Annotated in this window: 7 protein-coding genes and 2 pseudogenes; 3 read left to right on the top strand and 6 right to left on the bottom strand. The window is 40.8% G+C overall.

The window, feature by feature from the left end; genetic code table 11:
• Positions 1-78: 78 nt before the first annotated feature.
• Together Q5691_RS18785 and Q5691_RS18780 are read right to left on the bottom strand one after the other, a co-directional pair.
• Entirely contained in the window at positions 79-675 is a 597-nt protein-coding gene (locus tag Q5691_RS18785; RefSeq protein WP_333346261.1) for a tetratricopeptide repeat protein, read from the bottom strand.
• A 294-nt stretch (positions 676-969) separates the two neighbouring features.
• Positions 970-1251 carry a ribbon-helix-helix protein, CopG family gene (locus tag Q5691_RS18780; RefSeq protein WP_333346258.1) on the bottom strand — a complete coding sequence of 94 codons (282 nt, stop codon included), beginning with the start codon at positions 1249-1251 and terminating at the stop codon, positions 970-972.
• Positions 1252-1773: 522 nt separating this feature from the next.
• Between Q5691_RS18780 and Q5691_RS18775 the strand changes: the two genes are divergently transcribed.
• On the top strand, positions 1774-3780 hold the full coding sequence (locus Q5691_RS18775; protein WP_333346256.1) for a hypothetical protein: 2007 nt from the start codon (positions 1774-1776) through the stop codon (positions 3778-3780).
• 252 nt (positions 3781-4032) lie between these two features.
• Here Q5691_RS18775 and Q5691_RS18770 read toward each other — a convergent pair whose 3' ends face one another.
• From Q5691_RS18770 to Q5691_RS18760, 3 genes are all read right to left on the bottom strand, one after another.
• Entirely contained in the window at positions 4033-4278 is a 246-nt protein-coding gene (locus Q5691_RS18770) for a CopG family transcriptional regulator (protein WP_333346253.1), read from the bottom strand.
• Positions 4275-4865 (bottom strand): ParA family protein, encoded by a 591-nt coding sequence (locus Q5691_RS18765; RefSeq protein WP_333346250.1) that lies wholly within the window; start codon positions 4863-4865, stop codon positions 4275-4277. Before Q5691_RS18765 ends, Q5691_RS18770 begins: the two co-directional genes overlap by 4 nt.
• A 123-nt stretch (positions 4866-4988) precedes the next feature.
• Positions 4989-5150, bottom strand: coding sequence for a hypothetical protein (locus Q5691_RS18760; protein WP_333346248.1), 162 nt, complete (start codon positions 5148-5150; stop codon positions 4989-4991).
• Positions 5151-5361: 211 nt separating this feature from the next.
• Here Q5691_RS18760 and Q5691_RS18755 point away from each other — a divergent pair.
• Positions 5362-6071: pseudogene (locus Q5691_RS18755) on the top strand (IS1 family transposase).
• Here Q5691_RS18755 and Q5691_RS18750 read toward each other — a convergent pair.
• Positions 6003-6245 carry a hypothetical protein gene (locus tag Q5691_RS18750; RefSeq protein ID WP_333346316.1) on the bottom strand — a complete coding sequence of 81 codons (243 nt, stop codon included), beginning with the start codon at positions 6243-6245 and terminating at the stop codon, positions 6003-6005. The pseudogene Q5691_RS18755 and the gene Q5691_RS18750 sit on opposite strands and share 69 nt — an antisense overlap.
• A gap of 83 nt (positions 6246-6328) precedes the next feature.
• Here Q5691_RS18750 and Q5691_RS18745 point away from each other — a divergent pair.
• Positions 6329-14567: pseudogene (locus Q5691_RS18745) on the top strand (hypothetical protein); the annotation flags it as partial.

The following is a 14567-nucleotide window of genomic DNA, read 5'->3' as shown; positions in this document are numbered from 1 at the left end:
AATATCGGTTTAGAGGCAGAATCTTTGCTCCTAACCCGGTTTCTGGCATTGGTGCAGTCAGGTCAGTTTTACCCGACTCTAGATATCTTGACTGCGATTCCTGTAGTAAGCCCTAGTTGCGATGTGGTAAAGGGTAATACCTTCTTGGTGGAGATCACTTACGCTTCGGCTAAGAGGAAAAGACTGGCTGTAATACTCTAACGCCTTCTGTTTTTCTCCCAATTGCGGGTAAACTAAGCCGATGCCCGTGAGGCTGGTAGCTTCGTCAATGCTAGAGCCCTCACCCCGTGCCAAGGAAAGGGAGTGGCTATAATACTCTAGCGCTTTCTGTTTTTCTCCCAATTGTGAATAGGCTAAACCGATGAAGTAGAGAATACCTTCCCCTCTGCCATTACCTTCTGCCCTAAACAGCTTTAATGCTTCTTTCGAGTTGGCTATCGCACCTCTAAAACCTTCCGGCGTCCGTTGTTTGTAAAGTTTTTCAGCTTCTTCGTATAGTTTTTTTGTAACGCTGCTAACGCTGCTACTGTTAGTTTGTGCTGTTTGTAGGGCTTTGCCAACGGGCACGACTGCTGCAACTGGCTGACGGAAGCTGAAGCGAAAGTGCGATCGACATACCAGCCAAAAACCATTGAGAGTGATCGAACATAGCCACCCCTTTTGTATTTTTGTCAATCTTACTCACTAGCTCGCTTAGTGTAAAGGCAGGGAGAAGTAAAGGATCTCGACCTTTTTCCTAAATAATTCAACTCATTCAAATGCTGAATTTACTGTGGTAGATGACAACTTGCCTCCTTCTTATCTAGCACAAACCAAAAATTGGTATTTCTCCATCTAAGACATGAAATTGGTCCAGCTTCAGCAAGATATAAACAATAGCTGACGCAGAGAGTCGCACTTAATTGTTGTAGATTCAATATAACTGCTGAACACAAACAGATATCAATTATCTATATGACGACACAAGTGTTACTCAACAGTTATATCCTGATTTTTGGCAATAATTTTCTTTGCTTGTGTAGGCGTAATATTCCTCAACAACTGCTCAATAACTTGGCTGCGCGAATCTTCAACCATTAATGCCAACTCTGCGAGTTTTTTAATCGCAGTGGGAGTCAGAGTAAGGGATATTGGTTGCTTCTTTTCGTCGTAAAAAATTGGTACATTACGGAGGCACTGCTGCCCCGGATGCGCTTGCTTTATTGAATATTTTGGTCGCTCAGTATTTTGCTTCTTTTTTGATTTTTTCATTTCCTCAAATCCTTGCTAATAAACCTGTTTGTTTATAGGTATAAACAAATATTGTATTTTTTTGAAATTATTAACGAGTCAAATCCTTTATATAACCACTTAATTGAGAAAGATATTAAAAGCTATACTCCTTAACTTACATAACTTTTGTTTATACGTATAAACGCTTTAAATTTCGACGTTAGATAGTTATATAACGGATACCATCTAACTTTTTCAAAAATAATTGTTTGTCTCAAATCTCTACAAGTCAATCAAAGAGAGGATTTCTACGTCATTATCAGAGAGTAATAGTTCGCTCGCACCTCATTCTTCCCCGTCCATACCAAAATCAGGAACTTCACAAAACGTCGATAAAGTTATATAATATATATAAGACTTTATCATCTGCAAACCTTACAGCATAACGAAGGAGTTCATATGGACAAACAAAAGCTACCAACAGGTCAAGACGCATCCTACAAAATTCTCCCTCATCAGGGTCATAGAGTTATCACTAATTCTAACCCAATTCCCACTCCTGTGGATGAGAAAGAATTACCAGAAGCGGTACCCCAGAATTTATTCGAGTTCTGGCAGAAGTTTTTAGGGCAACTAGAGTCTAAGTCTCCTAGCTACATCCCGATGAGCTACACGGTGATCACCCGCGTAATCGCTCCATATTTAGGCGGGCCAGTTCCTCAGAAGGAGCGAGCTACCGAAGGGGAAAGGGCAAATGCGCTCTCTTTTCTCAAACAACGACCGATTTCCGATTTAAAAATTGTGTTGCAAAATGCGGAACATTTCTTTGACGAGCAAGGTTGGAAAGAAGCTAACAAGCGAAAACAGCTCAAGTTTCACCTGAATAATATGCTAAAATTTGCCACTTCGCGAAAGTGGTTCCAATCAGATCCGGAAAACCTTGAACTTATTTACTGCCTCAAGGAAGCACCTGGAGGTAGAAAGCGGGAGGATATGAAAGATTTTAGTGCCGGATTGCGAAAATATAGCGAAACTGTACTGCTTGGACATTTGGACTCAGATTTTGTCGCTGTTCCTAAAAAGCAAGTTGCCAAAATTTGGCTGGATTGGCGATTGGTTTTATCTCCGGTGGGTTTATCCATGCTCCAGGTTGCTTTTGCTCAGGTGGAGCCAAATTGGTATTTAGCCAATCCCGAATTTGACCGAGAAATTATGGAATTCGCTGAGTTCATGGAGAAAAAGCTAAGACTTAAGCACGCCACATTGGAAGCAGACGTACAACACGTCTGTCGATTACTTGGCTGGATGTTTCGGAAGAAGAAGCTCATTTTGGCAGAGGTGACGCTAGCCAAAGTTGTGCCTTTTATTCAAATGAAGTTCAAGCTTACCGAGTGTTTAGAGGAGGGAAATTTGCAAGCTCACAGGGTAAGGATGTACAAAGAAGCAGTGGCCACTGAGACATCTGAGGAACTGGGTAAAGAAGCTGCGAACTTAATTGAGAAATATGTGGAGTGGGGAAATGTTAGTCATGCGTCGGTAGTCCAGAACTACAACGCCATTATTAACCTTGCCAAATTCACTTATTATGGTCAGGTTAGCTCAGAGGATTTGAAGAGTCGAGATACTTTTGATAAAATTCCGTTAATTAATGTTCTTAAGGCTCGTCGTCGAGTTCATGAAAGAGAGACTCGAAAACAAGCTAAAACAACAAGTGAGAAGCGCTCTCTAGTTGTCCCTTATCCTCAAATTATAGAGGTTTTAGAAAAAACTCGCTTTGAAGCAACTCTTGAGGTGAAACATTATCAACGAAGTAACCGCTACAGAGGTGGACGGCCTCAAATCGACAAGATTCCCCGGATGGATACAGGGATTGCGAGGTCTTTTCAGAGATTTATCATTATTGCTCTGATGGTTTCCTGTCCTCCGCGACGAGCCAAGGAATATTATGAGGCAGAAATCGGTAAAAGTTTGCTCAAGGGCGGATTTCAAGATGGGTTATTTGTGTCAGTAGAAAAGATGAAAAACCCTAATCAGGCTCAGTATTATCTCTGGCCTGAAGATTACAAAACAATGGACACATACGGAGAACTTGCCATTCCTCTCAACAATATAACTTTCCCAGATGGCACCCGATTTTATGACTATCTTGAAATGTGGATTAATAAGTGGCGTAAGATTTTGGTTAAAGAGCAGAAACATAATTTTCTCTTTCTCCAGGACAAAAATGGCAAACTTCTGAATTCATCAAGTTTTGGAAAAAAAGTTAAACATATTTTTTGGCGATTTGCCGGAATTTGTATGTCTCCCCAGAAATTGCGTCACTCGTTTGAAACTTACAGTCAAGAGCTTGGTCTATCAGACGCCGAAAAACAAGGCTCGATTCTAGCAATGGGACACAGCCTTGAAACTAAAAGGAAGTTCTACGACTTACGCGAAAAGATTACAATCATGCAACCCGCTCTCGATTTGACCCAGCGCATTGTTGAAAAAGAACTCAGGAGCTTTGACCGAAGCAAATTGGTTGAAGGGATGATTAATCTTGATGATGAGGACGACGACGAAGAATAATCTATTAGCCCCAAGCGATGCTTGGGGCTTTTTTGTTAGCTTCATTTTTGGACTGCAATCCTATAACCTTTGACTAGCCTGGACTCGAACGCTAGTCTGTACTTGGATTTATTTAGATGTTCAAATGTTTGAGCATTTGAACATCTAAATGTTTGTATTGTTCGTCGTGATTAAACAGTTCCAGGGATTGATCTACGGGCTTTTTCTGGGCTGATCGCACTCTCAGATGTAAACATTCAAACATCTAAATGCTTAAATGTTATCGTCGGGATTGAACTGCTGGAGGTATTTAGCTACAGACTTTTCCACTAGCTCACTCATTTCCTGGCCGGACTGCGCTGCTGCGGATTTAAGTTGGCGGTGCAGAATTTTTGGCAGATAAACGGTAGTGCGGACAAAGTTGGGGTCTTTGCTTTTGGATAGCGCGGTGCTGGGAGAAACGTCGGGTTCCCCAGGCTTGAGTTTCTTGGCTTTTAGCAAATCATCAAAGCGGCTCATGGTAGTATTTCCTTTCCAACAGCGGTGTAGCACCCCCAAGCAGCTTTAGCATAAGGGTCTTTGATGGCGTTTACGGGAACCCCGGCGAGGGCAGCTTTTTGAAATACCGCCAGCCTCCTTATATCAGACCGGAAAATGGGCAATCCTGCTTTTTCGATGGTTGCCCGAGATTCAGCCCCGACTTTACTCGGAGCGGGCGGGATGAGCGTAAGCAAAATGCGGTAATTGGATTCCAGAGAATAGAGAGCCTCGACCATTTGCAGCATAGCGCTCAGGGCCATAGCATCGGGTGAGCTGGGCAGTATCAGCAAGTCGCACCCTTCTGCTAGAGTTTTTAAGTCTTCTGGGGTTGGTCGTGCAGGCGTATCGATGACGATATGTTCGTAATCCCTGGCATAGCGCACGCCTTGCTTTTCATCGACTACTTTGAAGGGGAGAGAACCGCGAGCAGCCCAATCTAAGGCACTGCGGTTGAGGTCGCCATCTACCAACAACGCGGGTGCTTTCGTTTGCAAGTAAGCAGCTAAGTGCAGCGCGGTGGTAGTTTTTCCGACTCCGCCTTTAAATGAGGCGATTGTGACAATCATAGGTAAGCCTGCTGAGTTCATCAACTAGATTTTACAGCACAAACATCTGAATATTTAGATGTTTGAATGTTTAGATGTCTGAATATTCAGGCAAAGTCATCTATATTCTCTACGCTCAGGAGCTTAGCCAGAGCGATCGCATCCTTTTCTCAAATCTCCAGTACGTTCGTCTCCAGGCACTTGTTGGCTGGGAATAAATGCGGCACGTGCATCGGTTGCCACAGCCTCCGCGATCGACGGCAACGCGCAAATGCGAATATTGAAGTTCCATTGGACGATCGGCATCTCGAATCTGATGTTTAGTGGTCTTGCCAGAGCAATTGACCCTTAACACCTTGAGTAAGGAAGAGCCTGGTGGACTGGGATGGCAGTAAGGCTATGCAGGGCTTGTTCCCCATTCACTTAGTTTCCCAAACGAGTGGGGAGAGCATTACACAAAAAAGGGGCGTTGCTGAATTACAATACGAGAGCATGATGGATAATAAGGTAAATTTTTATGAAATGTCCTGAATGCCGCTCAAATCATATCCGCAAAAATGGAATCCAGAGAGATAAGCACTCATCATATTTGTGTCGATTGCGGTCGGCAATTTCTTGACAAATATGCAAAGCATAGAGTTATAGTGATGATGTGAGGCAGGAATGCCTAAAAATGTATGTCAATGGTATGGGATGAGCGAGCTATTGAGAGGGTTAAAGGAGTGCATCACACTACCATAATCAAACGGGTAAAATTGTTGGAGAGCTACTACCGGATGCTTATAATCCTACTGTGATACCGCAAGTATGTGAACTTGAGGAACGAACTTGAAACTTTTGTCGGCTGTTAAAAAACTTGCATCTGGCTCCAGACAGCAGTTAATCACTTCCCAGAAGGAAATTTAGCATGGGTTTTAGGCGATCGTGCGTGCTGAAACATTTCGTCCTTTGTGGGCAATTGTGAAGACATGGCAGTGCTATTTTTACGTTACGGATGGATGACCAGTCTATCCAATGTTCATCCCAGATGGCGATCAGATTGTGAGCAAGACTTATATGATCCGAGTGGAAGGAGAAAACACACGTCTACGACATTATTTGGGAAGGCTTCATCGCAAGACACTTTGTTATTATAAATCTGTAGTAATGCTAGAACATTCAGTTAGATTGTTGATCCACTACCTCAAATTTAAGGATGTTCCAGTCCCACAGCGATTCATATTGTAATTCAGCAACGCCAAAAACTTGATGTATGAACAACGGTTGATTTGCATTCACAGCTATTGCAGCCCACTCAACCGGGAAGCTAGCTACGACTTGGAACTCTAAAACGTGAGAACCGGAATTAGCGAACCTATCGCTGTGCAAGCTTGCCAGAGCGATCAGTAGCCTGCGAAACACCAATTATGGTTACAAATATTTGCCCTCTTCCGAGTTAGTTGTAACTCACCCCACAAATCTATATCTTTGAGCAGGAGAAATTTATGGTTCCCACAACATCACTACTAGACCAGGCTGTTCTATTGACAAAGGACTGGCTGAGAGCCTTTGCTGAAGGTGACGAGTTCTCAAATGTGCTTGAAGTATCGTTTGGTGATCGCTTCAACCAGGAGCAAGCAGAAGCACTCAGGCAAGCCTGGGCAGAGGGATCTTTTACCCAACTGCCCACAATCCAGATTGAAAGCGGCAATGTTCTACAAGGCGCAAATGGGGCTTACGCTGCTCAGACGAATAAGATTTACCTTTCCCAGAACTATCTAGAAGCAAATGCCAGTAACTCTGAAGCGATCGCAAGAGTGCTTCTAGAAGAGATTGGGCATTTTCTTGATTCCAGAATTAATACATCTGATGCTCAAGGTGATGAAGGGGCAATTTTCTCAGCAGTTGTCCAGGGAATTAAGTTGACACCCCAAGACTTGAAAGGTATTCAGGTAGAAGATGATACGGCGTTTATTCAAATTGACGGACAACGTATTCAAATTGAGCAGGCTATGGAAGTTAGTGCTCTTGAGGCTAAGATAAAGAGCATTCTCCAAACGAATCTTGGAAAAGATACATTTGATATAGGTTTTGAAAATGCTAGTCTTACAAATCGATTTAAGTTCACACTAAGTCCAGGAACAGAGGTTCCTGATGATGTTAAGGGTTTCTTACCAAGTATCTCCGGTTTCGTTCAGCCTACTGGAGGAGGATTTGCTCTACAAGATATCACTCTCGACACTAAGAGTTTATTAGGAGCCGAAAGCTTTTTAGGGAAAATCAAAGATACATTAGGGAAAATCATTAAACCCATACAACCAATAGTTGATATCCTCCTAAAGCCTGTTCCACTATTAAGTGACTTATCTGAACAACTTGGAGGTGGTCTTCGAGCTATTAGTAGCTATGATGGAAAACTAGGTGAAATTTCTGTTTTGGATGTTATTGGCTTTGTCGCCAAAACTCAGGATATAGATTTTAATCCTTCATTAATTGTTAAAGGAATAGAAACATTTAATTTTCTAGACAGTATTAATCCTGAAGCTGGAATTCCTCTGGGTACAATAAATTTTGATGCTAATGGTAGTTTTGTAAAAAGCGGCTTGCCTAACATAAGTTTAATTGGCAACACTCTACCTTTGCAGGGAGGCTTGTCAATACCCTTATTACAAAATCCAAGCGACACAGTTTTAAATATGTTACTTGGAAAACCTGTAGATCTTTTTAATTATCGACTTCCTGAGTTTAAGCTTCAGGGCACTATTACTCAGATTGTCCCAGTCATTGGGCCTCTAGGAGTTTCAATTGGTGGAACATTTGATATAAGTACAAACTTGGGATTCGGCTTTGACACTTCTGGATTTAAGAGTAATAACATAAAGCAAGGAATTTCTTTCACAGACAATATTATAAAAGGTAAGGATGTACCAGAATTTAATTTTGGCATTGGTCCTGTTGTTGGAGCCGGTCTCCAACTAGCGGTTGCATCAATTGATATATTCACAGGTATGAAGCTCAATCTGGGAATAGATCTTAATGATACAAATAATGATGGTAAACTTAGTTTAAATGAATTTGATGGACTAAAATCTTTTAATTATAATTTTGGGCTTGGCAGTCCTACAGTTGGTGGCTCCATTAAAATTCTGGGAGCTAATGTATTTTCACCACAAACTCCTGATCTTAAGGGTTTTCCTATAGAATTTGGACAAATTTCAGGAGATGTCGTTGACTCGAAAGTAGCCGAGTTAACGCGGGGCATAGAAAAGATTAAAGATTCTTTCACAGATGGAATTGATGATATTAAGAAGGCTTTAGACATCAAAATTCTTAGCCCAGCAGAACTTGCTGAAAAAGCAGGTGAGGTGCTTGGAGATGGTGCTGAAGCAGTTAAAGATGCGGCTGCAAAAGGAGCACGCAATTTAGACCCATCTACCCCTAATAGTCCTGTACGTCGAGCATTACCAGAACTTGATCCTACTAATCCTAATGGGGCAGCAGGCAAGGTAATTAAGGCAGCAGAAGATGCACTCGCTAAGCTTGATCCATTTAATTCTAATAGTCCTGTAGGAAAAGCTGTAACAAAGGCTAAGGTTGCTGTAGCTGAGGAACTTAAAAAGCTTGAAAACGCAGTAGCTGAACTTGACTTCACCAATTCTAGAAGTACAGCAGGAAAGCTTTTGAACAAAGCCAAAGATGTATTTGGTTTAGGTTTAGTTGATAATCCAACCCTCTATGATCCTAATACTGAAACTTCGGTTCTCAAACAATACAATAATATTCTAAATGGACTAGATAGAAGAAACTCTGAAATACTTCAACTCAACACTGAGATATTAAATATAACTAATAACAAAACAACTACTGCTCAAAAAAAGCTTGAAATCCTTAATAGAAACAGAGGGGATATTGAAGATCGTATATTTCAATCAAAGAACGCTTTAAAACTTCTTAAAACCAAAAATTGGTCGGAGTTAATTAAACAAGAACTCTTGGCCAAGGGAATTAAGTTAGAGGGCGTAGATGCTGATGATGTTTTTGTCAGCAGCACTGGGGAGGATACCCTCAAGGGTAATGGTGGGAGTGACAATCTAAGTAGTGGGGGAGGAGTTGATAAGCTATCTGGTGGTCGTGGAAACGACTACCTCAATGCAGGTGATGGCTCAGATTATTTGACTGGTGACAGTGGCAACGATCAGCTTCATGGGGGGAGTGGACGTGATGATCTATATGGTTATTCGGATGACTTCTACTTCGCAATAGTGAATGATCCCAATGAACCTGATAACGATGGTCTTTACGGTGGCAGCGGAGATGATTATATAGATGGTGGCAAGGGTAATGATCTCTTGCGAGGAGGAGATGGCAGTAGTCTAGATCGCAATAATCCTGATAAGACAGATAAAGATAAGCTTAATGGTAGATTAGGGAACGATACCCTTTATGGGGGTGAGGACGACGATCAACTTGCTGGTGGAGAAGATAATGATTTTCTCTATGGTGAAGCAGGAAATGATCTTTTGGGTGGTGATATCGGAAATGATGTTTTAGAGGGTGGTATAGGCATAGATACTCTTAGTGGAGAAAATGATAGTGATACCCTTCATGGCAGTTCCGATAGAGATTTCCTTTCTGGTGGAGAGGGTGCAGATAATCTTTATGGAGACGGAGGGAACGATGTTCTAAAGGGTGGTCTAAACAATGATCTGCTTGATGGAGGAGATGACGCTGATGAGCTATGGGGCGAGGAAGACGTTGATACTCTGTATGGTGCACGTGGTGCTGACTATCTTTATGGAGGGCAAGCTACTGATTATTTATACGGAGGCTTAAAGGACGATTTCCTCTATGGTGGCATCGCGGGTAATGATGGTTTCGATACATCTAACGATTATGTATATGGCGAAGAAGGTAACGATCGCCTTTATGGCCAAGCCGGTAATGATGAATTGTACGGAGACGAGGGCAATGACTCACTGTACGGTGGAGATAATAACGACCTAATAAAAGGTGGAAACCAGGATGATGCACTTTATGGTAATGCAGGTGAGGATCTTCTCTATGGTAAACAAGGAATAGACTCTCTCTATGGTGGAGAAGAGAGCGATACCCTTTATGGTGGGGAGAATAAGGATTTTCTCTATGGAGAAGGCAGTGATGATTTTCTTTACGCAGACGGAGAGGCAGACTATCTAAATGGAGGTTATTCAAATACCAGCATTTATTATCCATCAGGTAATGATACTTACATAATTGATTCTGTATCTTCAGGGGGAACGGTCATTGAAGATTATGATGGATTTGCTAGTGATAATGATCAGGTATTACTTCCTGTTGAGTTAAGCGAGGAGCTAGCAACAAGACTGGACACTTCAGCAGTTAAAAACTTTATTCGCCAAGGTCAAGATTTAATTATTGATCTAAATCAAGACGGAACTTTTTCATCATCGTTAGATCTAACGCTTAAAAACTTTTTCTTACGAGATCAGAATACAAGAGAATCGCTTTATCTCATTGAGAAAGTAAATCAGCATATTACTGGAGATGCTCTACTCAAATATTTCAACGTTGCACCAAAAATTAATGTAACCAATAATTTTGATTTAGATGGCGTTGATCTTATCCCCAACGCAAACAACGGCAACTTAATTGCAGAAATCATTCCTGATGGAGGTTTGGACGATGCGGATATCGCTGTGGATGCTATTGCAATCACCGATATTGATAATAACCGCATTGGCACCTGGCAATATTCACTGGATAACGGACAAACTTGGCAGGATTTTGCAGTAGTCAGTGATAGTAATGCCTTATTGCTTAAGCCTAGCGATCGCGTCCGGTTTAATCCAGATCTTGAGAAAATTAAGTTACTTCAGGTACCTGGCGACAATAGCTGGCAAAAATCTCAATTTAGTTTTCGAGCATGGGATCTCAGCGATGAAGCTCAATCAGGAACTTACACAAACATTACCAGAACAGGCGGTAACTCTGCTTTCAGTACTGAAACAGCAACGGCTAAAGTTTCTTTATTGCTCGAACCTCCAATTAACACCTGGAGCCTGGAAATTAAAAACTATCCAGCGACCTTTTTAGATCCAACATTGCCCTCAGCACCAGCTAAAACACCTGATAATGTTGGTATGATTTTACATGATGCTGTTCTAGGCGATAAAAACATTTTTTTAGTTGGAAACACCACGGGAATACTATCAGAAGGAGAAAAATTTGAAGGTGGATATAATGATACCTGGCTGGCAAGTGTCGATGTTAAAACAGGAGTTGTTAACAGAAAGACTCTTCTAGCATCATCAGTATCCGATACAAGAGCTAAAATAGCTTGGGCGAAAACAAACTCTGATACAGTTTATGTAAGCTTCAGAGCTTTCAATACTGATACTTTTGATGAATTTGGTGTGCTAGGCAAATATAACTTCGCAACTGGAGACTTTCTCACCACCGATGTTTCAGATTCTTCAGTAGGGCTTCGCTATCCAGTTGATATGGATACGGATATCAATGGAAATCTTTATGCTCTTTTTAATATAAATAACGCTATTTCTAATGATGGAATACCAGATAACAAAGTAGTTGTTTATGATAGCAACCTTAAAGTCATTAATTCTATTGATATTGGATATAGCAGCGTTTTAAACAAAATTACAGTTAGTAAGCCAGGCTCTTTTACAGTTGCTGGTTTTAGAACAACTGATGGACAGCTTGGTATAGATGTTGGTGGATATGATGTCCTACGTAATCGTGCAAACACTACAAAGTCTATCTGGGTAGCGAACGTTGAACTATCAAGTTCAAATCAATATGAACCACCAGCCAACATAGATTACTATGATATTGTCGATGGTAAAACTGCTCCTATTAATAACTATGACATTGTCACTGATTTAGAAACTGCTAATGGCATAACGTATATCACAACAAACTCTGCTGCTATTGCTTACAATCCACAGCAGCTAGGAGTATGGTCTTCAAAAATTTTTAAGACTGAGCAGTCAGTTACAGGACTGTCAGTTGATGAAAATAAGAATGTCTATGTTTTAGGCAAAACAGTTGCCTCTGAGGTTGGCAGCACTGCTTGGGTTACTAAGTATGGAAAATCTCTCAACAACGCTCCAGAGTTTAACTTTGATGTTGCTCCAGCTATTTGGCATAAAGCCAATGGTCAAGGTGCAGCTACAAATGGTTTCAATTATTTTCCTAATGAATTACTATTCGACCCTAGCAACAAGTTAGGAATGGCTTTAGTAGGTCGAGCCACTAAGTTTGACAATCCTGACAATGTTTTTGCTGCACCTGGAGACTATGTTTGGGGTACAGGTCTTAAGTCTATTAACCAGGCACCAACTTTAGTCAACTCAAAAGATTTAATTTTTCTTAACAATAACCAAAGTAATACGATTTATCTTGACTCAAAGCCACTACCCACCTATTCAATTGCTTCATTAATTAGTGCTAATAGTCTGTCTAATTTAGATCGTCCCCCTTTAATGGGAGATTTAGATAATGACATCTTAGGCCTTGCGATCACGGAGGTTGATCAAACCAACGGAACTTGGCAGTTTTCAAGCAATGATGGGCAAACTTGGCAAAGCATTGATAAGTTAGATGGTGATAATTCTACTCTCCTACTTGGTCCAGATATTCTGCTACGTTTCACGCCAGATATGGGCTATGTTGGTTCTTCTAGTTTCAAATTTCGACTTTGGGATCAAACAAATCAGGAAAATCGAGATGATAGAAGGGGAGCTTTGTTTACTAATTCTATTACTCAAAATGGAGGAGAAACCCCCTACAGTGCTATTGAAAGTATAGCGACTGTTGATATTACCAATTCTGCCCCAGTTTTTACCGCTAGTTATTCCCCAGAGATGCCTAGTATTAGCTATAAAAATACTAATGCGTCAGGCATTTCTGTTGACTCTTTAGTTCCGTCTGGTGCAATTCAGGATGGAACCTATAACTTTATTAATAGTGCGGATCAAGTAGAATATCTCACCCCTGATAAAGCTGTAAAAGCTATTGCTGTTACATCAGTAGATAACAGTAATGGAAAATGGCAATTTTCATCTACAATTGATAATTGGATAGATTTCGGCAATGTTACTGAAAATGCTGCCCGTCTTCTTAACCCCGATTACAAAATCCGCTTTGTTCCAAATGAGGGTTATATCGGAAACTCCTCATTTACTTTTCGAGCTTGGGATCAAACAAATGGGAACGCAGGAGAAACCCTTGATGCAACTGCAAATGATGGCACAACTCCATTTAGCTCAGAAACTCGTACTGCAACTATTACAACCACCAATACTGCACCTTATATAGCATCATATTCAGAAGAGCCACTCATTCTCCGAACTATTAGTCACAACAATTCTAATGATAGTAGTGAAACCATAGCGGACTTATTACCTAACATTTTCTATGATGAGGATGCAACAACCAAATCTATTGCAGTTACTCAGGTAGACAATAGTAATGGAATATGGCAATACTCGCTCAGTGATGGAGAAGGGTGGAGCAACATTGGTACTGTAAGCCAGACAAAAGCTTTATTATTAGATAGCAGTCATAAAATTCGTTTTGTTCCCAACTTAAACTTTGTTGGTCGATCAAGTTTTAGCTTTAAGGCTTGGGATGGTAGTAGTGGTACTGCTGGATTAACTGCTGATGTCACCAAAAATGATGGTCAAACTCCATTTAGCTTTAATACTGAAACTGTAGAATTCCACATTACTAACGCAGATCCCCGTTTTCTACAGTCTCAGTCTCCAGTTGGTCAGCTTAATGCGATTAGTAACACTAATATCAGTCCACTAGGAAATACTATTGCTGAAATACTTCCGGACAATGCAATCATCGATGATGATGGTAATCCCCAAAAAGCGATCGCTATTGTTTCTGCAGACAGTAGCAATGGAAGATGGCAATACTCACTTGACTATGGTGATACTTGGCAAGACATAGCATCTATTTCTACAAGTACAGCTTTATTATTAGCTTCCGATAGTAAAATACGGTTTATTCCTAATCCTGAATTTGTCGGGGCTGCCTCACTCAGCTTTCGTGCTTGGGATAAAACAATTGGTACTGCTGGGCAATTAATTGACATTAGCAGCGATGGTGATAATAAAGCCTTCAGTAAAGAAATTGAAAAAGCAGAAATTTCAGTTACAAATATCGATAAGGAAGGTGAAACAATTGCTACAGCTTTGGACACAGATTTAATTGAGCTCAGTAAAGGTGGTGTTAAGATTGCTGGTAAAATTGGCAATAACCCAAGTAAATTACCAGAACATGATGTTGATTTTTATAAAATTCAACTCAACCAAGATGACATTCTTAACGTCAAATTAGTAACGAATGAAATTAATTCACTTTTGAATGCCTCAGTCTGGATTTATGATTCACAGGGATTAAAGCTTGCCTTTAGCGATAGCTCAACATACTTTGATGAACAATTTATTTCGTTTAGTGCCCCATATACTGATACTTATTATATTAGTGTCAGTGCTAGTGGCAACGAGCCTTATTCTCCTTTCCTGGAAGAGAGTCCCCAAGAAACTATAGCTACTTTCGGTGATTACATTCTTATCTTGAATGCTGCTCTACCAGAACCAACCCCAACCCAAACTCTGATTCCGATTCCAGAACCAACTCTGATTCCGATTCCAGAACCAACTCTGATTCCGATTCCAGAACCAACTCTGATTCCGATTCCAGAACCAACTC

The sequence above is a fragment of the Microcoleus sp. w1-18aA5 genome (genome assembly GCF_036701705.1).
In the GTDB taxonomy this organism is placed as follows: domain Bacteria; phylum Cyanobacteriota; class Cyanobacteriia; order Cyanobacteriales; family Microcoleaceae; genus Microcoleus.
Note: the sequence above shows the minus strand (reverse complement) of the source record. Positions and strands in the feature narration are given on the sequence as shown.

Coding starts and splice junctions, on each gene's coding strand:
- Q5691_RS18765 (WP_333346250.1), bottom strand. CDS start 4,865: ATGATTGTCACAATCGCCTCATTTAAAGGCGGAGTCGGAAAAACTACC.
- Q5691_RS18770 (WP_333346253.1), bottom strand. CDS start 4,278: ATGAGCCGCTTTGATGATTTGCTAAAAGCCAAGAAACTCAAGCCTGGG.
- Q5691_RS18760 (WP_333346248.1), bottom strand. CDS start 5,150: ATGCCGATCGTCCAATGGAACTTCAATATTCGCATTTGCGCGTTGCCG.
- Q5691_RS18780 (WP_333346258.1), bottom strand. CDS start 1,251: ATGAAAAAATCAAAAAAGAAGCAAAATACTGAGCGACCAAAATATTCA.